Source organism: Streptomyces griseomycini (genome assembly GCF_014203535.1).
GTDB classification, from domain to species: domain Bacteria; phylum Actinomycetota; class Actinomycetes; order Streptomycetales; family Streptomycetaceae; genus Streptomyces; species Streptomyces griseomycini.
Window position 1 is genome coordinate 48,815 of record NZ_JACHJI010000005.1, and the last position, 19,104, is coordinate 67,918.

Sequence of the window (19,104 nt, forward strand, 5' to 3'; positions counted from 1 at the left end):
GCCGACGAAGGACAGAGCATGACCGAACCCATGGGGATCCGCGTCGAAGGGGTCCACTTCGGCTACCCGGACCGACCCGTGCTGCGCGGTGTCGACCTGACCGTGCGGCCGGGCGAGCTGACCGCCCTCATCGGCCTCAACGGCTGCGGCAAGTCGACGCTGTTGCGCCTGACCGCCGGCCTGCTGCGGCCGGCGGAGGGGCGCGTGCTGCTCGGCACCGACGACCTCGCCCGGCTCTCCCGGCGGGACACCGCCCGGCGGGTCGCGCTGCTGCACCAGTCGGCCCCGGCCGTTCCGGGCATGACCGTGCACCACCTCGTACGGCAGGGCCGGTACGCGGCGCGCGGCCCGCTCGGCATGCTGCGCGAGGGCGACGACCCCGTCGTCCGGCGGGCGTTGCGGGACGTGGGCGTCGAATCGTGGGCGGAGCGGCCCGTGGACGCGCTGTCCGGCGGCGAGCGGCAGCGGGTCCGGCTGGCGATGGCACTCGCCCAGGACACCCGGATCCTCCTCCTCGACGAACCGACCACCTACCTCGACCTGCACCACCAGCTCGACGTGTTGCGGACCGTGGTGCGGCTGCGCGAGGAACGGGGTCTGACCGTCGTGATGGTGCTGCACGACCTCGCCCACGCGGCCCGGTTCGCCGAGCGGATCGTGGCCCTGCGGGACGGTCGGGTGGCCGCCGACGGGCCGCCGGCGGAGGTCGTGACGCCCGGGCTGCTCGCGGACGTGCTCAAGGTGGCCGGCCGGGTCGGCCGGGACCCGGAGGGCGGGTGGCCGGTGTGTTACCCGGATCACCCTCTCGCGGCACTAGGCCATGAAAATCATATTCATTAGAGTGTGGTGCGGCGGCGGTCATCCGGACGCCGCAGCTCTCCTACGAACAAGGGGGGTTCACGGACGACGGGCAGGTCCTCGCGCCGATCGCCGACCCGGGCCGGCTGGCCCGCGACTCGGCCTCCCACGCCAACGCCCTCGTCGCGAACCCCTTCGACGACACCGAGGAGTGGGGGAGCCGGCCTCCCCCGTCCGCGGGCCCGCCCGTCACCTGCCGGGCGGGCCCACGCCCTCCCCAGGCCCCTCGCCCCTCGTTCCCCGCAGGAGATCAGACGTGTCGCCCAGTCAACCCGCCCCCGGTGCCGAGATGGTCGCCGTACCCGGCCGGGGCCTCGCCGTCCGCACGGCCGACGGGGGGTTCCTCACGGTCAGGACCGGGGACGCGGACGAGGACGCCCTCCTCGGCAGGCTCGCCGGCACCGTCACCGGCCCCGAAGTCGGCCGGCCGGTCCGGGCCTTCGACTCCGCCGGATGCCTGACAGCGGATCAGGGGACCTCCGCGTGGCTCTGCGGGCCGCTGACCGCCCACCTGCGCGCCGCGGGGGCCGAGCCCCGTCCGGGGAACCCCGAGGACCCGGCCGCCGGACCGCCCGCCGTCGTGTGGTGCCTGAACGGGCCCGTGCCCGAAGGGCTCCGGGACGCCGCCGACCGGCTGCCCGCCCGGGCCGGCTGGTGGGCCGCGCACGGCGACCGGCGGGACTCCGACGGGGCGGCCCTGGACAAGGCCCGCGCCCTCGACCCCGGCCTGCTCACGCACCTGCCGCTGACCGGCCCGCCCCGTCGGCTGGGTCGCGCGCTGCCCTCCTGGCCGGGGACCCGGCAGCACCGCGAACGCGGCCGGCTGATCGCACGGGCGGCCGGTGCCCGGGTCCCGCTGCTCGCGGTGGGCGGCCGCCACGACCGCTTCACCGAGGACACCGCCGCCCCCTGGCGGCACGGGAACGGCCCCTCGGCCCGGCTGCTGCTGGGTCCCTGGGGACACGGCCTCGTCACCGCTCTCGCCCGCGCCCGTTCCGCCGAGGAGCCCGGCCCCGACACGCCCGCCGGGCCGGGACCTCGTCGTCCACGGCCTGGCCCCGGCACCACCACCGACGAGGAGAGGACCTCGTGATCGTCCACCCCGAACTGCGCCGCGCCGCACGCCACGCCCGGCGCCCGCTGCTCGCGGCCACCCTCCTGCAGGGCGCCGTCACCCTCACCCACCTCGCCCAGGCCGCCCTGCTGGCCGTCGCCCTCGCCGACGTCGCCCGGGGGGCCGCGGACCGGCTGCCGGCCCTGCTCGGGGCCGTGCTCGGGCTCGTCGCCGCCCGCGCCCTGCTCGGCCACCGGCAGCGGCGCACGGCCGCCCGCGCGGGCGCGGCGGTCAGGGTGCGGCTGCGGGACGAACTCCTCGCCCACCTCGGGCGGCTCGGCCCCGCGCACCTGACGACCGCGCGCGCCGGAGCCGTCCGCACCACGCTCGTCGACGGCGTCGAGGGCGTCGACGCCTACGTCTCCCGCTACCTGCCCCAGCTCCTGGTCACCCTCGCCGTACCGCCCCTGCTGCTCGCCGCCCTCGCCCTGGTCGAACCGCTCGCCCTCCTCGGCCTGGTCCCCGCCCTGCTGCTCGCCCTCGCCGGACCGCGGGCCTGGGACCGGCTGCTCGCCCGGCGCGGCAAGGAGCACTGGGACACGTACGAGTCGCTGGGCGCCGACTACCTCGAGGCCCTCCAGGGCATGCCCGCGCTGCGCGCCGCCGGCGCCGTCGGCCGGACCCGGGAGCGGCTGGAGGAACGCTCGGCCCACCTGCACCGGGCCACCGTCGCCAAGCTCCGCGTGTCCCTCGTCGACACCGGGCTCACCGACCTGGCCGTCCAGGGCGGCACCGCGGCCGCCGCGCTGCTCGCCTGCGCCTCGGCCGCCACCGGCTCCACCGCGCCGACGGGCACCTACCTGGTGCTGCTGCTCGCCGCCGAGTGCTTCCGGCCGGTCCGCGACCTGTCCCGCGAGTGGCACGCCGGGTACCTGGGCGTCTCCGCCGCGGACGGCCTCGCGGCCCTGCGGACCGCGAGGCCCGCCGTCGCCGACACCGGAACGGTCCCGGCCCGGTGGCCCTCCCCGCCCGAACTGCGCTTCGAGAACGTCGAGTTCCGTTACGACGGCGCCGACCGGCCCGCCCTGCGGGGCGTCGGCTTCACCGCCGAGGCGGGCCGCACCACCGCCGTCGTGGGCCCCTCCGGCGCCGGCAAGTCCACCCTGCTCGCACTGCTGCTGCGCCACCACGAGCCGCGGTCCGGCCGGATCACCGCGGCCGGGCGCGACGTGGGCGCGTACACCCTCGACTCCCTGCGGCGCGGCATCGCCGTGGTCTCCCAGCACACCCACCTCTTCCACGCCACCGTCGCCGACAACCTGCGCCTGGCCCGCCCGGACGCCACCGACACCGACCTCGTGCGGGCGGCCCGCACGGCCGGCGTCCACGACGAGATCGCCGCCCTCCCCGACGGCTACGCCACCGTCCTCGGCGAACGCGGCGCCACCCTCTCCGGCGGCCAGCGCCAGCGGCTCGCCCTCGCCCGGGCCCTGCTCGCCGACGCCCCGGTGCTCGTCCTCGACGAGGCCACCAGCGCCGTAGACGAGCGCCGCGAGGCGGACATCGTCCGCGCGCTCCTCGACACCGCGGGGGAGCGCACCGTCCTGGTGATCGCCCACCGCCTCGCCGCCGTCCGGCACGCCGACCGCATCGTCGTCCTCGACGACGGCCGCGTGGACGCCGTGGGCACCCACGCCGACCTCGTCGCCGCCGGGGGCGTCTACGCCGGCCTGGTCCGGGCCGGCCACGCCCACGGAGGAGAACGCGCCGCATGACCGACACCCTCACCACCGGCGCGGCACCGGCCCGCGGCTCCCTGCGCGCCCTGCTGCCCGCGCTCGCCGGACACCGTGCCATGATCGCCCGCACCTGCGCCGCCGCGCTCCTCGAACAGGGCTCGCTGGTCGCGCTGCTGACACTGGCCGCGCACACCGTGGGCACCGCCGTCATCGACGGCCGCGCCCCGTCGTCCGGCACCGTCGCCGCCCTGGCCGCGCTGGTCCTGGTCCGCGCGTGGACGACCTGGCGCGAGATGGACCTCTCGCACGACCTCGCCTACCGGGTGCTGGCCGAACTGCGCGTGCGGATCTTCGACGGACTCGCCCGCAGCGCGCCGGCCCGCGTGGCCGGCCGGCGCAGCGGCGACCTGGCCGCCACCGCCATGGCCGACGTGGAGGCGCTGGAGTTCTTCTACGCCCACACCACCGCCCAGCTCCTCGCCTCCGGCGTCGTGTTCGGCGCGGGTACCGCGGTGCTGGCCGGGGTGGAACCGTGGCTGCTGCTCGCGGTGGCGCCGGCGGCCGCGCTGCTCGCCGCCGCGCCGTTCGCCGACGCCCGCGCCCGCGCGGCGAACGGGGCCCGCACCCGGGCCGCCGCCGCACGGCTGTCGGCCGACACCGTCGAGACCGTGGACGGGCTGCCCGAGCTGCTCTCCTTCGGCCGCCTGGCCGAGCGGCGCGACCGGCTCGCCGCACGCGGCCGGGAACTGGCGCAGGCCCAGCGGTCCGAGGCCGGCCGGGAGGCCGTGGCGGCCGCCGTCCGGGACGCGCTGACCGTACTCGCGGTGCTCGGCGTGGTGGCCGTCGCCGCCCACTGCGTGACCTCCGGCCGGCTGCACGGCGCGTGGGCCCCGGCGGTGATGGCGCTCGCCCTGGCGGTGCTCGGCCCGGTCGCCGAGTCCGCCCGGGCGCTGAGCCAGGCGGTCGCCCTGCGCGCCGCCGCCGCCCGCGTCGACGCCGCCCTGAGCGCCCCCGCCCTCGCCCCGCCGCCCGCCGCGCCCCGGACCCTGCCCCCCGGGCCGCTGGGCGTACGACTGCACGGCGTGCGCTTCGACTACGGCGGGCGGCCCGTCCTCGAGGGGGTGGAGCTGACCGTCCCGGCGGGGCGGACGCTCGCCCTGGTCGGCGCCTCCGGCGCCGGCAAGACCACCTGCGCCCATCTGCTGGCCAGGTTCTGGGACCCGTCCGCCGGAGCCGTCCAGCTCCTCCCGGACGCGGGCGAACCCGTCGACCTCCGCGACCTGCGGGACGCCGACCTGCGCCGGGCCGTCGCCGTCGTCGGCCAGGACACCCCGCTCTTCCACGGCACCCTCGCCGAGAACCTCCGCCTCGCCGCCCCCGAGGCGGACGACGACCGGCTCCTCGCCGCGGTCCGGCGGTGCGGCATCGACCGGTTCGCCGCCCTGGACACCCCGGTCGGAGAGCGCGGCGCCACCCTCTCCGGCGGCCAGCGGGCCCGGATCGCGCTCGCCCGCGCCCTGCTGGCCGAGCCCAGGGTGCTCGTCCTGGACGAGACGACCGCCCATCTGGACAACACCGGCGACGCGGAACTCGCCGCCGCGCTCGGCGGGAGCGGCCGGACGACGATCGTCATCGCCCACCGCCCGGCCACCATCCGCCGCGCCGACCGCATCGCCGTCCTCGAGTCCGGGCGCATCGCGGAGGAGGGCACCTGGCGGGAGCTCACCGCCCGCCCCGGCGGCGCGCTCACCCGGGTGCTCCGGCGGTAGCGGGGCCCCGGGGCCCGGGAGGGGATCCGCCGGGGGTGCGGACGGTGCCCTCCGCGCCCAGCGGATCCCCGGCCTCCGCGCCCAGCGGATCCCGGCCTCCGCGCCCAGACTGGAAGAGGCAGGGCGACGGCCCCGGCACCCCCGGGCCGTCGCGGACGCAGGCGGGTGCGGGCACGCCCGGCGCCCGGGTCCGCCGCAGAGCAGAAGGGGTGAGCACCGGCATGAAGGGTTACGTCTTCCACGGCCCCGGGCAGTCCGCCTGGGAGGAGGTCCCCGACCCGGCCGTCGAGGAACCCACCGACGCGATCGTGCGGGTCGACGCCGTCACCATCTGCGGGACGGACCTGCACATCCTCAAGGGCGACGTTCCCGAGGTCCGCCCGGGCACCGTCCTGGGGCACGAGGCGGTCGGCGAGGTCGTCGAGACCGGGGGCGACGTCCGCACCGTACGCCCCGGCGACCGGGTGCTGGTCTCCTGCATCTCCGCCTGCGGGCGGTGCCGCTACTGCCGCGAGGGCGTGTACGGCCAGTGCCTGGACGGCGGGGGCTGGATCCTCGGACACCTGATCGACGGCACCCAGGCCGAGTACGTCCGCGTCCCGTACGCCGACCTCTCGGTGCACCCGGTGCCCGGCACGCTCACGAACGAGGACGCCGTGCTGCTGGCCGACATCTTCCCCACCGCCTACGAGGTGGGCGTGCTCAACGGGGGGGTGCGCCCCGGCGACACCGTCGCCGTGGTCGGCGCCGGACCGGTCGGGCTCGCCGCGATCGCCACCGCCCGGCTGTTCTCCCCCGAGCGCGTCATCGCCGTGGACCTGGCCGCGCCCCGGCTGGAGGCGGCCAAGGCGTTCGGCGCCGACGCCGTGGCCGACGCGAACGAGGACCCCGGGCAACTGGTCGCGGACCTCACCGGCGGACTCGGCGCGGACGTGGTCGTCGAGGCGGTGGGCGTCCCGGAGACCTTCGAGATGTGCACCCGCATGGTGCGGCCCGGCGGGCGCCTGGCCAACGTCGGCGTGCACGGCGGCCCCGCCACACTGCACCTCGAGGACCTGTGGATCAAGAACGTCACCATCACCACGGGGCTGGTCGACACCCGTTCCACGCCCACCCTGCTGCGGATGGCGGCCGCCGGCCGGCTGCCCACCGGGCAACTGGTCACCCACACGTTCCCGCTCGACCACATGCAGGAGGCGTACGACGTCTTCGGCAACGCCGCCGAGACCGGAGCGCTCAAGGTCGTCCTCGGCGTTCCGCAGCACGAGGTCGTCCCCGTCCACCCGACGTCCTGACGGGCCCGCCGCCGGCCTCGGCGGCCGGGTCCGCACCGCGCCGCGGAACGGGCCGCTCGGCCCATGCCGGTGCGGGCCGCGAGGGTCCACCCTGGAGGAGTGACGCCGTGGTCCCGGCGGGCCGGCCCCGGCCCGGGCCCGCCGCGACGTCCGGTGCGTGCGCGAGGAGGTGACGTCCCATGGCGAGGACGCACGGGACGGGGGTCCGCAAGGTGCGGCTGTGGCGCTGGCGGAGGAACCCGCTGCGCCGCCGCAGCGATCTGGTCGAGGCCTGGGTCCTGCTCGCCGTACTCGTCCTCACCCTGTCGGCCGCGGTGCTCGTCGGCCTGGCCGCGGCCGCAGCGGTGGACGACTCGCTCGCCGAGCGCCGGGACCGGACCCGCACGGTCCCGGCCGTGCTGGTCGAGGACGCCGCCCACGCGGCGCCCGCGTCCGTGTCCGAGAACGGGGACGGCGCCGTGTGGGCCCCGGTGCGGTGGACCGCCCCGGACGGTACCGACCGCACGGGCCGGACGGAGGTCGAACCGGGGAACAGGGCGGGCACCGCGGTCACCGTGTGGACGGACCCCGGGGGCCGGCTCGTCCCCCCGCCGCCCGGCGGCGCGGAGGCCCGGTTCCAGATCGTCATGGCCGGAGTCACGACCGGCGTCGCCGTCGCGGGTCTGGGGCTGCTCGGCGGACGGCTCGTCCGGAGCCGGCTGCAGCGGCGGCGCCTGGGGGAGTGGGAGGCCGAGTGGCGGCTGGTCGAGCCGTCGTGGCGGAAACGGATGACGGGCTGAGGGAGGGCCCGCGCCCGTCCTCCGGGAACCGTCGGCCCGCGTCCCACACTCTCCCGACCTGCTGAATTGCAAAAATTAGCAAGTAACTACATGCTTGCCTCGTCCTACCGTCGTAGGTCATGCGGCTCCGTCCCGTCTCCGCGCGTCCCGTGCGACGGGCGCCCCGGTCGTCGGGAAGTCGAGGAGCCGTGTCCGTACCGCTGTCACCGGCCGGAGTCCGGTCCCGGATCACATCGCTGCTGCCCACCCGTGCCGACGTGGCCCAGGCGCGGCGCGATCCGCGCCGGGACCTGCTCGCCGGTCTGACCGTCGCCGTCGTCGCGCTGCCGCTCGTGCCCGGTTTCGGTGTCTCCTCCGGACTGGGCGTCGAGGCGGGACCGGCCACCGCCGTGGTCGCCGGGGCGCCGGCGGCCGTGTTCGGCGGTTCCGGCCTCCGGGCCTCCGGGCCTCCGGGCCGACCGGGGCGATGACGGTGGGGCTGGTGCCCGTCGTCGCCGGCCACGGTCCCTCGGGGGTGCTCACCGTCGGGCTGACGGCGGGCGTGATCCTGGTCGCGCTGGCGCTGCTGCGGCACGAGGGCCGGGAGTACGCCACGACGCCCGAGGCGATCGCCGCGGCCCGCGACCACCTGGAACGCACCGGTGCCCTGACGGAGGCACCGGTGCCCGCGCCCGCCCGGGAGGCGCCGTGACCCGCGCACGCCTCCGGCCGCGGGCCGTGCCGCGCCACCCCCTGCCCGCGGAGCGGCCGTGACGCCCCGACTGGACACGCTGCCGTACCGCCACGTGCTCACCCTTCCCACCGAGCCCGCCGCCGTCCGTCTCGCCCGGGAGACCGCCGAACAGGCCCTGGCGGAGTGGGGCGTCGCCGCACACCATCCCGTGGTGGGCCCGGCACTGCTCATCCTGAGCGAGCTGGTGACCAACAGCGTCCGGCACGCGGCCGCGCCGCAGACGACCGTGATCTACGCGGCGAGCCCCGAGTGCCTGGTGTTCGCCGTGCACGACCGCCACCCCCACCGGCCCCGGCTGTACGGACCGTCCGGCACCGGCGCGGGCGGACTGGCCACCGTCGTCGAGCTGACCCACGGACCGGGCGGCACCGCGGTGGTCAGGGGCGACGCCGACGGCCTGGGAAAGAGCGTCTGGATCACGCTCCCGCTGTGACGTCACCGGGCACGGCCCCGGACGGCGCGGACGTATGAAGTTGCTGATGTCGGAAAACGTCGAGGCGGGTGTCGACGAACAGATGAGGCCGGGGAACCGGGGTCCGGCCGTCCGGGCCGTGCTGCCGCGCCGGAAAGGGGACGGCACGATGACCACGCCGCTGTACCAGCTGAAGGCCGAGTTCTTCAAGACGCTGGGCCACCCCGCCCGCATCCGCGTGCTGGAACTGCTCGGCGAGCGCGAGCACGCGGTGGGGGAGATGCTGCCCGAGGTCGGCATCGAGCCGGCACACCTCTCCCAGCAACTGGCGGTGTTGCGGCGGGCGAACCTGGTGGTCGGCCGCAAGGAGGGCTCCACCGTGTACTACTCGCTGACCAGCCCGCACGTGGCGGAGCTGCTACGGGTGGCGCGCACCATCCTGTCCGGCGTCCTCGCGGGCCAGGCGGAACTGCTCGCCGACCTCCGGGCCGCGCAGGGCGAGGGCGGGCCGCTGCCGTAGCGAAGCCCGCGGCCCCCGCCGGAGGGCGGGGGCCGCGGGCGCACGGGCCGCACAGGACCGGGGCCGGGAACGCCGGCGCCCGGTCCCGGGGGGTCACACCTCGCCGCGCCAGGCGCCCGTCTCCTGCCCACGGCGCTCGATGAACTCCTTGAACCGCCTCAGGTCCCCGCCGACCTGCCGCTTGACGAAGCCGAGCTTGTCACCGGCGCTTTCGGCCACGCCCTGGGGATCGAAGTCCATCTGCAGCATCACCTTGGTGGTGGTGTCCCGCAGACGGTGGAAGGTGACGACACCGGCCTGCCTCGCCTCGCCGTTCACCGTGGTCCACGCGACGCGCTCGTCCGGGATCTGCTCGGTGATCTCGGCGTCGAACTCCCGCTCCACGCCCCCGACCTTCGTCACCCAGTGGGTGAGCCTGTCGGTGCGCTGCTCGACGCGCTCCACGCCGTCCATGAACTCCGGGAAGCTCTCGAACTGGGTCCACTGGTTGTAGGCGGTGCGGACGGGGACGTCGACCTCGATCGATTCCTCTACCTGCGACATGGATCAGGTACCTCGCTTTCCGATGGGGACACAGGTGCGGGTACCGGGTTCCGCGCCGATCAGTCATGGCGATCTCGTCGACCGGTCGTCCCCGCCCGGGCCGTCAGCCGGTCCTCCCCGCCCGGGCCGTCAGCCGGCCGGCTCCGTCCCGTCGCGGCGGCAGTGCAGGAAGAGCTGGGGCTCCGGCCGGGCGTCGGGATGGGTCGGGGTGAACATCACGCTCTCCTCCCGCAGCACCGTCAGCCCCGCTCCACGCGCCAGGGCGCTGACGTCCCGGGCGGCGAAACTGGTGACCCGCACGGCCTGCCCCATGAACACCCCGTCGAAGTCCTCGACGTCCAGCGGCACGGTGGCCAGCACGAGAAGCCCGCCCGGCCGCAGCGCCCGGACCAGCCGGCGGACGAGACCGGACTGCTCCGCCCGGGACATCTGGAGCAGCGCGAAGTAGACGCAGACCGCGTCGAACGCCCCGTCCTCGAGCGGCATCCGACGGATGTCGGCGCACCGGAACTCGCCCTCGGGCACCTGCCGGGAGGCGATCTCCACCATGACCGGGGACACGTCGACGCCCAGCACCCGGTGACCGGCCCCGGCGAGCGCGGCGGCCGTGGGGCGTCCCGTCCCGCTGCCCACGTCCAGCACCCTGCTGCCGGGCCCGAGCCGTTCGAGCAGCCACTTCAGCGACGCCCGGTGGGCGGCCGAGCCGGCGAACGCCTTCTCGTACTCGCCGCCCAGCGCGTCGAACACCGCCGCCGCCGGTGACCTGCGATCCTCGTCGACCACGACGCACCCCGTCTCCGTGTACCGATGCGGGGCATCGTGCCATCTCCGGACCGCCGTCACAACGGCACACCGGCCCGGACACGGTCCCCGGGCCGGCTTGCGGGTGCGGGGACCGGCACGGCAGGGTCGGGGTGTGCCGACTCTGCTGATCGTCCACCACACGCCCTCGCCCCACTGCCAGGCGATGTTCGAAGCCGTCCTCTCCGGCGCCACGGCCCCGGAGATCGAGAACGTCCGTGTGGTGCGGCGGGCGGCCCTGTCCGCCACCGCCACCGACGTCCTGGACGCCGACGGCTACCTCCTCGGCACCCCGGCCAACCTCGGCTACATGTCCGGCGCGCTCAAGCACTTCTTCGACCAGGTCTACTACCCGTGCCTGGACACCACCCGCGGCCGGCCCTTCGGTTTCTACGTGCACGGCGGGAACGACGTCACCGGGGCGGTGCGGGGCGTCGAGGCGATCACCACGGGCCTCGGCTGGCGCCGCGCCGCGGACTTCGTGACGGTCACCGGCGAACCCGGCAGGGCCGACGTCGAGCGGTGCTGGGAACTGGGCGCCACGCTCGCCGCCGGCCTCATGGAGTGAACACGCGCGAGGGCCGTCAGGTCTCGTCCATCCGGCGCCGGTCCTGCTCGTCCCAGGCCCGGGTGTCGCGCGGCTGGGTGTACGGCTCCGCCTCGGGCGGATGACCGCCGGCGATGGCCCGCTGCCGGGCGATCTCCGCGTCGAACTCCAGCCCCAGCAGGATCGCCAGGTTGGTGATCCACAGCCAGACCAGGAACACGATGACACCGGCCATCGTGCCGTACGTCTTGTTGTACGAGGCGAAGTTGGCCACGTAGAACGCGAACCCGGCGGACGCGATCAACCAGATCACCAGGGCCAGGAAACTGCCCGGGGTGATCCAGCGGAACCCCCGGATCCTGGTGTTCGGGGCCGCCCAGTACAGCAGCGCGATCATCATCGTCACCAGGAGGACCAGCACCGGCCACTTGGCGATGGACCACACCGTCATCGCGGTGTCGCCCAGGCCGAGCATGTCGCCCGCCCGGCGGGCGATCCCTCCGGTGAAGACCACGATCAGCGCGCTGGCCACGGCCAGCACCATCAGCACCACGGTCACGCCGACCCGCAGGGGCAGCACCTTCCACACCGGGCGCCCCTCGGGGATGTCGTAGACCGCGTTCGCCGCGCGGATGAACGCCGCCACGTAGCCGGAGGCCGACCACACGGCCAGGACCAGACCGACGACCGCCACGATCGAGCCGACGCCCGAGGTGCCCTGCAGCTGCTCGACCGCCTGGGTGATGATGTCGCGGACCGCCCCGGGAGCGAGCTGCTGGAGGTTCTCCATCACCTTGTCCGTGGCCGACTCGCCGGCGACGCCCAGCAACGACACCAGCACCAGCAGCGCCGGGAACAGCGACAGCACGCCGTAGTACGTGAGCGCGGCGGCCCGGTCGGTCAGCTCGTCGTCCTGGAACTCGCGCAGACTGCCCTTCAGCGCCGCGCCCCACGACCGCTTCGGCAACTTGGCCGGTGAGTCCGGCGCCGCCCGTTCCACCTCGTCGCTCGGCCCGGGTTCCTCCGTAGCGCGCTCGGCCGGGGAACCCGGATCGGGCTCGTTCGTCGCGGATCCGCCGTCGGTCCGGCCGTTCCGCCCCGGGATATGCAGCTTCATGGCCGCCGGGTAACCAGGGAGCGGCCCGCTAAGCCACGGGCCCGGGCGGGCCCCCCGCCCACAGAGGTTGTGGGAGCGCTCCCAAGGCAGGCAGGATCCCGGGCATGACCGCGTCTCCCGTGATTCGCCCGTACCGCCCCGACGACCGGCCGGCCCTCGACGACATCTGCGTCCGCACCGCGCACAACGGCGGGGACAGCCGCCCCTTCTACTGTGACCCCGGCATCTTCCCCGTCACCTTCGCGGCTCCCTACGCCCACCTCGAGCCGGAGCTGGCCTTCGTCCTGGACGACGGTCGGGGCCGAGCGGTCGGTTACATCCTCGGCACCGCCGACACCCCCCGCTTCGCCGAGGCCTTCCGTACCGCGTGGCTGCCCCTGGTCGCCGACCGCCACCCCGAGCCGTCCGGACCGCCGGACACCCCGGACGAGGCGATCGCCTGGCTGCTGCACCACCCCGAGCGGATGGTCGTCCCGGAACTGGCCGCCTATCCGGCGCACCTGCACATCGACCTGCTGCCCGAGTGGCAGGGGCGCGGATACGGCCGGGAGCTGATACGGACGTTCCTCGCGGCCCTGCGGGACGGGGGAGTGCCGTCCGTCCACCTCGTCATGGCGACCGCCAACGAGCCGGCCCGGGCCTTCTACGACCGCATGGGCTTCCACGAGATCGACGCGCCGCTGGACGATTCGGTCGTCTGCCTCGGGCGTGCGACGGAGGGCGCCGACCGGCTCTGACGCACCGGTCCCGGCCGGCTCCGGCGGGCCGGGACCCGGCGTCGAACGCATCGAACGCGCCACGGCCCGTCCGGAAGTGGCGCAAACGAGCATTGCCGCTTCCGCTTCAGGGGCGCAGCCTGTCCGCCGGGAGCGCTCCCATGCTCCCGCGATCCGATCACCCCACACCCCTGCACCGGAGAGAAGGTCCTCGTGACTTGGCATGGTCATGACTTACTAACCGCCCGGTCCCGGCTGATGCTCGCCCTGAGCGCCGCCGTCGCGGCGCTGCTGTGTCTGATCCCCTGGAGCGGCACCGCCGTCGCCCACGGCTCGGTGGTCGATCCGGCGTCCCGCAACTACGGCTGCTGGCAGCGCTGGGGGAGCGACTTCCAGAACCCGGCCATGGCCCAGGAAGACCCCATGTGCTGGCAGGCGTGGCAGGACAACCCCAACGCCATGTGGAACTGGAACGGCCTCTACCGCAACGGCTCGGGCGGCGACTTCCGGGCCGTAGTCCCCGACGGCCGGCTGTGCAGCGGCGGGCGCACCGAGGGCGGCCGTTACAACTCCCTGGACGCGGTGGGCGCCTGGAAGACGACGAACGTGGGCGACGACTTCACCGTGCGGCTGTACGACCAGGCCAGCCACGGCGCGGACTACTTCCTCGTCTACGTCACCCGGCAGGGCTTCGACCCCACCACCCAGCAGCTGGGCTGGGACGACCTCCAGCTGGTGGCCCGCACCGGCGCGTACGCCCCCAGCCAGAACTACTCGATCCCGGTGAGCACGTCCGGGCTCAGCGGCCGGCACGTGGTCTACACGATCTGGCAGGCCTCGCACATGGACCAGACGTACTTCCTGTGCAGTGACGTGAACTTCGGCTGAGCCGGGGGAACCTCACCGCAGCCGTCCCCGAGTCCCCGCCGGAGCAGGAGAGTCCGGCGGGGACTCGACGTGCGCGGGCCCGGAACCTCCGGGATTCCGCGAAGAAACCGCGGGCCCTTTGAACGCGCGGCGGCCCGTCTGCGTATGGGGCGTGGGAATTCCCTGCCGTCCCCCGCGACAGAAGCGTAGGAGTACTGCCTTGGCACGCAACACACGCAGACGCCCCAAACAGCGCGCGACTCTCGCCGCGTTCGCCCTGATCCTGGGTGGAGGCGGGATGATGGCGGCCAACGTCTACGCTTCCGCGACGGAGGAGGGCGGGACGGGCGCCGGTCAGGCGCAGGTGTTCTCGGGCGCCACGATCGACTGCCCGGACGTGGCCACCGAGCTGACGTCGGTGCCCCAGGAGGCGCGGGCGGAGGTGGACAAGGAGCTCGCCGCGCTGGACGCGCAGATCGCCGATGCCTACAAGCGGCTCGGCGAGTCGGCCGACGCACTTCGGCAGGACCCGGCGTTCGCGGACAACGCGATCGCCAAGCCGCTGGAGGAGAAGCGTTCCGCGGTCCTCGCCCGCATCGCGACCGCCATCGACCGGGTGGGCGACCGGCCCGAGGGCCTCGAGGAACTCGCCGCCTGCGCCGTGCGCGAGTCCGGCAACGCCCCCGAGCAGCAGAACGCCGGACAGGGAGGCGACGGCGACGAGGGCGAGCGGGCGGGCGACGGAGGCGGCGGCCAGGACCAGCAGGGCCAGGACCAGGGCGGGAACGGCGGCCAGGCCGGCAACGGTCCCGTCGCCGGTGACTACGTCGACATCAAGAGCGTCCAGCCCAACGTCTCCGAGCCGAAGCAGACCGCGAACGCCTCCCGCGGCACCTTCACCAGCGAGTGCGGCGTCAACGAGAACGGCCTGTTCAACTCGGACAACGTGATCGCCGCCCCGGGCGTCAGCAACGGCGCCCACCACTTCCACGACTACATCGGCAACCAGGCCACCAACGCGTTCTCCAGCGACGAGGAGCTGGCGCAGGCGGACACGAGCTGCGAGGACCAGGGCGACAAGTCGTCGTACTACTGGCCGGTGCTGCGCCTGCAGAACGGAACCCGGGAGCAGGACGCCGACTCCCCGGGCGGCGGCATCGAGGGCAACGTCGGTGAGATCGTCACGCCCAAGGAGGTCACGCTGACCTTCGTGGGCAACCCGCAGGGCGAGGTCACCGCCATGCCCCGGCTGCTGCGCATCATCACCGGCGACGCCAAGTCGTTCGTCAACGGCCCCGCCAACGCCAACGCGTCCTGGAGCTGCACCGGCTTCGAGGACCGGCAGCTGACGGACAAGTACCCGCTGTGCCCGCAGGGCAGTGACGTGGTGCGCACGTTCGACTTCCAGAGCTGCTGGGACGGCCGCAACATCGACAGCGCCAACCACCGTACGCACATGGCGTTCACGGACGCCGAGGGCAACTGCCCGTCCGGGTTCGAGCCCGTGCCGCAACTGGTGCAGCGCATCGTCTACGACGTCGACGCGCCGAGCCTCGAGGACGGCGGCAGGACCACACCGCTGTTCGCGGTCGACTCCTTCCCCGAGCAGCTGCACAAGCCGATCACGGACCACGGCGACTTCATCAACGTCTTCGACGAGGACCTGATGAACGAGATGGTCGACTGCATCAACGAGGGCCGCACCTGCGGTTCCGGCGCCGGTGGTGGCGGCAACGGCGACGGCGGCGACGGCGGCGACGGTGGCGGCGGCGAACCGACCGAGGAGCCGCAGCAGCCGGAGGAGCCCACGGCCACGCCCGACGACCCGGGCCAGGGCGGTGACGGCGACCAGGGCGAAGGCGGCGGCGAGCCCGGCGACGGCGGCGACCAGGGCGACGGCGGCCAGGAGCAGCCGTCGGAGACCCCGTCGGAGACCCCGGTGGAGAACCCGGCGGAGAACCCGGCCGCCGAGGAGCCCGCGGACGGCGACGGCACCGCACAGCCCGAGCAGCCCGACGTGAAGGCCTCGCTCCCGGCCGCGGACGGCGAGGACGCCGGCACCGGGAACCAGGGCGGTGACAAGGGCGGCAAGGGCGGCAAGGACGACGGCGGCCAGGCGGCTCAGGCCGCCGAGGTGCCCGGCAGTCTCCCGGAACCCGGGACCGGGGACCGGACCGAGGCACAGGCCGGGACCGGAAGCCTCGCCGAGACCGGAGCCCAGCTGTGGCCCGCCGCACTGGGCGGGGTGCTGGTGCTCTTCGGATTCTTCGTCCTGCGGAGCGTGAGGCGCGGGGCCTGACCCTCCGCGGCACGTGAACGGCGGCAGGACCCCTCAGGGGCCCTGCCGCTTCGCGTCCGCCCCGTGTCCCGTCCGCCACGGCGGAGCGCGGTCCGGGGACCCCGGCGTCGACCAGGGCGCTGCCCACCGCCTGGGCCGGGCCGCAGGACCCGGTGCCGACGAGCGGCGCGGTGCGGGCGGCCGCCACCGGGAGGAGCTCGGGGAGCGGAGCGGCGCGCTCGGTGCCGATCCGCTGCAGGCCCGTGCACCAGCGCACGAACCCGACGGCGGTGACCACCGCCTGCCGCAGCAGTGCCGCCGTCCCGACCGCGCCGGTCCCGCACACCACGGTGGACGGCAGCCGGGGTCCGGGGGCCGCAGCACGGGAACGGCCGGCACGGCGAATCCCACCTCGCCGAGGGGCGCCCGGCCGCCGCTCCGGCCCCCGTGCGGCACGCCCACGACCCGGACGACCGGCTGGTGCGCCACTGTCTGTGAGCCGTCCCGGCGACGTCGACGCGCGGACCCGGCCCCTTGCCCGTCGTGAGCGGAGCCGAAGGGACGGAGGCCGACCGGGCCGTCCCCGAGGGGGCCGGCATGACCCGTTTCCTCCGCGGCCACCTGGGCGGCGCGCTGTTCGGCGGGGCAGCGGCGCGGGAACAGCGGCGGTGGGCCGGAGCCCGCGGGACCGGGCCGCGACACGGAACGGGGACCGCTGAGGTCACCCCTGCGTGTGAACGCCGTGCGGGCGGCGTGCCCGCGGGGTGCGTCAGGCCCGGCGTACGGGGGTAGGAGCGGCGTACGCCTCTGGCGGTACAGCAGGCGCGTACACGACTCCTCTGGCGGGCGGGCAGCCCTCCCGTCACCGGCGCGGAGGACACCATGTCCGGGACCAACGAGCCTCTCCTGAGCGCCGTGTCGCTGGACGACGCCCTGGGGGCGTCCCTGGCCGACACGGTGCGGGGCACCGGTGCCTCCGTCGGGGCGCTCTACCTGTCCGAGGGGGCGACCGGCGTGCTGCGCCTGGTCTGGCTGTGCGGCCTGCCGGCGGAGTTCTTCGCCCCCTGGCAGCGTCTGCCGCCGGCCGGCCCGGCGCCCGTCGCCGACGCCGTGCGCGAGGACCGGCTGGTCTGGATCGGCGGCCAGGAGGAGATGGCCCGGCGGTATCCGCGGACCGCCGCCGTCCTGCCCTACCCCTTCGCGCTGGCCGCGGCCCCGCTGACCGGGGTGCGCCACTGCTGGGGCGGCCTCCTCCTGATGTGGCCCGCCGACCGTCCGAGACGGCCGACCGCCCGCGGACGGCGAGCCGTCACCACGGGCGCCCGGAACCTCGCGCGCCTCCTGGACGACTCCGACCAGTCACCGACCCTGTCCGACCGGCCGCGGCTCGTCCCGCCGGAGGCCGTGACCCGCCCCGCGCAGACGGACCTGGCCGCCTCCGACTACCTCGAACGCCTGCCCGAGGGGGCCGTCTCCCTCGACCTGGAGGGCCGCATCACCTACCTCAGCACCGCCGCCGCCCGGCTGCTCGGCCGTGGCGCGGAGCGGCTCCTCGGCACCCGCCCCTGGGAGGCCCTCGCCTGGCTGGGCGACCCCGTCTACGAGGACCACTACCGCACGGCGGTGGTCAGCCGTTCACCGGTGGCCTTCACCGCCCGCCGCCCGCCGGACCGGTGGCTGGTCTTCGAGCTCTACCCCGACACCAGCGGCATCAGCGTCCGCGTCACCCCGCGCGCGGAGCACCTCACGGACGGCGGCCCGCCGCCCGGCACCGCACGGAGCCCCTCGCCCGCCCCCACGGGACGTCTGCACCAACTGGTCCACCTGGCCGCCGCGCTCACCGAGACGGTGACCGTGCGGGACGTCGTCGAGCTGATCGCGCACCAGATCCTGCCCGCCTTCGGGGCCCAGGGCCTGGTGCTGTCCGCCGCCGACGCCGGCCGTCTGAAGATCACCGGCCACCACGGCTACGACCCCGGCGTCGTGGAGCGGCTCGACGCCCTGTCCCTGGACACGCACCTCACCCCCGCGGGCGACGTCCTGAACAGCGGCACCCCCGCCTTCTTCGCCGACCGGGCCGAGATCGCCGTCCGTTACCCGAAGGCACCCCTGCTGAGCGACAAGGAGGCCTGGGCCTTCCTGCCCCTGGTCGTCTCGGGCCGGCCGGTGGGCTGCTGCGTCCTGTCGTACGACCGGCCGCACCCCTTCACCGCCGACGAGCGCGCCGTCCTGACCTCCCTGGCCGGTCTGGTCGCCCAGGCCCTGGACCGCGCCCGCCTGTACGACACCCAGCACCACCTCGTCCACGAACTGCAGCGGGCCCTGCTGCCCCGCGCCCTGCCCGCCCTGCCCGGGCTGGACGTCGCCGCGCGCTCCCTGCCCGCCGGGCACGGCCTCGACGTCGGCGGCGACTTCTACGACGTCCTGCGCCTCGACGACACGACCGCGGCCGCCGTCATCGGGGACGTGGAGGGCCACAGCGTCACCGCGGCCGCGCTCACCGGCCAGATCCGCACCGCCATCCACGCGCACGCGACCGCGGGCGCGGCACCGGACGAGGTGCTGGCCCGCACCAACCGGCTGCTGGCGGACCTGGACTCCGAACTGCTGGCGTCCTGCCTCTTCGCCCACATCGACCTGGCGCGCCGTCAGGTGTCCCTCGCCAGCGCGGGTCACGTGCCGCCGTTGCTGCGTCACGCGTCCGGCCGGGCCGAGGTGCTGGCCGTCGAGCCGGGACCGCTCCTCGGCATCGACCTGCGCACCCGCTACCCGGTCACCACCGTCGCGCTGCCCCCGGGCGCCGTCCTCGTCATGTACACCGACGGCCTGGTGGAGATCCCCGGCACCGACGCCACCCGGGCCACCCAGCACCTCGCCGAGCGCCTGGCCACCGGCGGCGACTTCGATCCGCACCACCTCGCCGACCACCTCCTGCACCCCGCGGGCAGCGGTGCCCAGCACGCCGACGACATCACCGTCCTCCTGCTGCGAGCCGCGGGCGCACCCGTCGCGGGACGACCGCCGGCCCGGACCGGACGCCGGCCCCGGCCGGAGGCACACCTGTGAGCGGGGAGCT

At 75.3% G+C, this 19,104-nt stretch carries 16 protein-coding genes and 2 pseudogenes; 15 read left to right on the forward strand and 3 right to left on the reverse strand.

The window, feature by feature from the left end; translation table 11 throughout:
• Positions 1-18: 18 nt before the first annotated feature.
• From FHS37_RS14870 to FHS37_RS14910, 10 genes and pseudogenes are all read left to right on the forward strand, one after another.
• Entirely contained in the window at positions 19-840 is an 822-nt protein-coding gene (locus tag FHS37_RS14870) for an ABC transporter ATP-binding protein (protein WP_184821244.1), read from the forward strand.
• A gap of 86 nt (positions 841-926) precedes the next feature.
• Positions 927-986 (forward strand): annotated as a pseudogene (locus tag FHS37_RS41030) (streptamidine family RiPP); the annotation flags it as partial.
• Positions 987-1,114: 128 nt separating this feature from the next.
• The gene (locus FHS37_RS41035) at positions 1,115-1,951 is read left to right on the forward strand and encodes a hydrolase CocE/NonD family protein (protein ID WP_373304251.1); all 837 of its coding nucleotides are present in this window, start codon (positions 1,115-1,117) and stop codon (positions 1,949-1,951) included.
• Positions 1,948-3,687, forward strand: coding sequence for an ABC transporter ATP-binding protein/permease (locus FHS37_RS14880; protein ID WP_184821246.1), 1,740 nt, complete (start codon positions 1,948-1,950; stop codon positions 3,685-3,687). Before FHS37_RS41035 ends, FHS37_RS14880 begins: the two co-directional genes overlap by 4 nt.
• Complete coding sequence (locus FHS37_RS14885) at positions 3,684-5,420, forward strand: ABC transporter ATP-binding protein (protein WP_184821248.1); 1,737 nt, start codon at positions 3,684-3,686, stop codon at positions 5,418-5,420. Before FHS37_RS14880 ends, FHS37_RS14885 begins: the two co-directional genes overlap by 4 nt.
• Before the next feature lie 221 nt (positions 5,421-5,641).
• Positions 5,642-6,715 carry a zinc-dependent alcohol dehydrogenase family protein gene (locus FHS37_RS14890; RefSeq protein WP_184822101.1) on the forward strand — a complete coding sequence of 358 codons (1,074 nt, stop codon included), beginning with the start codon at positions 5,642-5,644 and terminating at the stop codon, positions 6,713-6,715.
• Between the two features lie 179 nt (positions 6,716-6,894).
• Positions 6,895-7,494: an Rv1733c family protein gene (locus FHS37_RS14895; protein WP_184821250.1), complete on the forward strand. Its 600-nt coding sequence runs from the start codon at positions 6,895-6,897 to the stop codon at positions 7,492-7,494.
• A gap of 188 nt (positions 7,495-7,682) precedes the next feature.
• A pseudogene (locus FHS37_RS14900) lies at positions 7,683-8,065 on the forward strand (SulP family inorganic anion transporter); the annotation flags it as partial.
• A gap of 178 nt (positions 8,066-8,243) precedes the next feature.
• Positions 8,244-8,660 (forward strand): ATP-binding protein, encoded by a 417-nt coding sequence (locus tag FHS37_RS14905; protein WP_184821252.1) that lies wholly within the window; start codon positions 8,244-8,246, stop codon positions 8,658-8,660.
• A gap of 148 nt (positions 8,661-8,808) precedes the next feature.
• Positions 8,809-9,159 carry an ArsR/SmtB family transcription factor gene (locus FHS37_RS14910; RefSeq protein WP_184822103.1) on the forward strand — a complete coding sequence of 117 codons (351 nt, stop codon included), beginning with the start codon at positions 8,809-8,811 and terminating at the stop codon, positions 9,157-9,159.
• Positions 9,160-9,252: 93 nt separating this feature from the next.
• Here FHS37_RS14910 and FHS37_RS14915 read toward each other — a convergent pair whose 3' ends face one another.
• Together FHS37_RS14915 and FHS37_RS14920 are read right to left on the reverse strand one after the other, a co-directional pair.
• A complete protein-coding gene (locus FHS37_RS14915) occupies positions 9,253-9,702 on the reverse strand; it encodes an SRPBCC family protein (protein WP_184821254.1) in 450 nt (149 codons plus the stop codon).
• 129 nt (positions 9,703-9,831) lie between these two features.
• Positions 9,832-10,485, reverse strand: coding sequence for a class I SAM-dependent methyltransferase (locus tag FHS37_RS14920; protein ID WP_184821256.1), 654 nt, complete (start codon positions 10,483-10,485; stop codon positions 9,832-9,834).
• A 133-nt stretch (positions 10,486-10,618) separates the two neighbouring features.
• Between FHS37_RS14920 and FHS37_RS14925 the strand changes: the two genes are divergently transcribed.
• On the forward strand, positions 10,619-11,071 hold the full coding sequence (locus tag FHS37_RS14925) for a flavodoxin family protein (RefSeq protein ID WP_184821258.1): 453 nt from the start codon (positions 10,619-10,621) through the stop codon (positions 11,069-11,071).
• 16 nt (positions 11,072-11,087) lie between these two features.
• On the opposite strand, the gene FHS37_RS14930 is transcribed toward FHS37_RS14925, so the two are convergent.
• Positions 11,088-12,167, reverse strand: a complete 1,080-nt coding sequence (locus tag FHS37_RS14930; RefSeq protein WP_184821260.1) for a YihY/virulence factor BrkB family protein — start codon at positions 12,165-12,167, stop codon at positions 11,088-11,090.
• 104 nt (positions 12,168-12,271) lie between these two features.
• Between FHS37_RS14930 and FHS37_RS14935 the strand changes: the two genes are divergently transcribed.
• From FHS37_RS14935 to FHS37_RS14950, 4 genes are all read left to right on the forward strand, one after another.
• The gene (locus FHS37_RS14935) at positions 12,272-12,904 is read left to right on the forward strand and encodes a GNAT family N-acetyltransferase (protein ID WP_184821262.1); all 633 of its coding nucleotides are present in this window, start codon (positions 12,272-12,274) and stop codon (positions 12,902-12,904) included.
• Positions 12,905-13,141: 237 nt separating this feature from the next.
• Complete coding sequence (locus FHS37_RS14940) at positions 13,142-13,771, forward strand: lytic polysaccharide monooxygenase auxiliary activity family 9 protein (RefSeq protein WP_221499843.1); 630 nt, start codon at positions 13,142-13,144, stop codon at positions 13,769-13,771.
• A 280-nt stretch (positions 13,772-14,051) separates the two neighbouring features.
• The gene (locus tag FHS37_RS14945) at positions 14,052-16,049 is read left to right on the forward strand and encodes a DUF1996 domain-containing protein (RefSeq protein ID WP_184822105.1); all 1,998 of its coding nucleotides are present in this window, start codon (positions 14,052-14,054) and stop codon (positions 16,047-16,049) included.
• A gap of 861 nt (positions 16,050-16,910) precedes the next feature.
• Positions 16,911-19,094, forward strand: coding sequence for a SpoIIE family protein phosphatase (locus FHS37_RS14950; protein ID WP_184821266.1), 2,184 nt, complete (start codon positions 16,911-16,913; stop codon positions 19,092-19,094).
• The last annotated feature ends 10 nt before the right edge of the window (positions 19,095-19,104 follow it).

Coding starts and splice junctions, on each gene's coding strand:
- FHS37_RS14935 (WP_184821262.1), top strand. CDS start 12,272: ATGACCGCGTCTCCCGTGATTCGCCCGTACCGCCCCGACGACCGGCCG.
- FHS37_RS14895 (WP_184821250.1), top strand. CDS start 6,895: ATGGCGAGGACGCACGGGACGGGGGTCCGCAAGGTGCGGCTGTGGCGC.
- FHS37_RS14890 (WP_184822101.1), top strand. CDS start 5,642: ATGAAGGGTTACGTCTTCCACGGCCCCGGGCAGTCCGCCTGGGAGGAG.
- FHS37_RS14915 (WP_184821254.1), bottom strand. CDS start 9,702: ATGTCGCAGGTAGAGGAATCGATCGAGGTCGACGTCCCCGTCCGCACC.
- FHS37_RS14885 (WP_184821248.1), top strand. CDS start 3,684: ATGACCGACACCCTCACCACCGGCGCGGCACCGGCCCGCGGCTCCCTG.
- FHS37_RS14940 (WP_221499843.1), top strand. CDS start 13,142: ATGCTCGCCCTGAGCGCCGCCGTCGCGGCGCTGCTGTGTCTGATCCCC.
- FHS37_RS14950 (WP_184821266.1), top strand. CDS start 16,911: ATGTCCGGGACCAACGAGCCTCTCCTGAGCGCCGTGTCGCTGGACGAC.
- FHS37_RS14945 (WP_184822105.1), top strand. CDS start 14,052: ATGGCGGCCAACGTCTACGCTTCCGCGACGGAGGAGGGCGGGACGGGC.
- FHS37_RS14870 (WP_184821244.1), top strand. CDS start 19: ATGACCGAACCCATGGGGATCCGCGTCGAAGGGGTCCACTTCGGCTAC.
- FHS37_RS14910 (WP_184822103.1), top strand. CDS start 8,809: ATGACCACGCCGCTGTACCAGCTGAAGGCCGAGTTCTTCAAGACGCTG.
- FHS37_RS14930 (WP_184821260.1), bottom strand. CDS start 12,167: ATGAAGCTGCATATCCCGGGGCGGAACGGCCGGACCGACGGCGGATCC.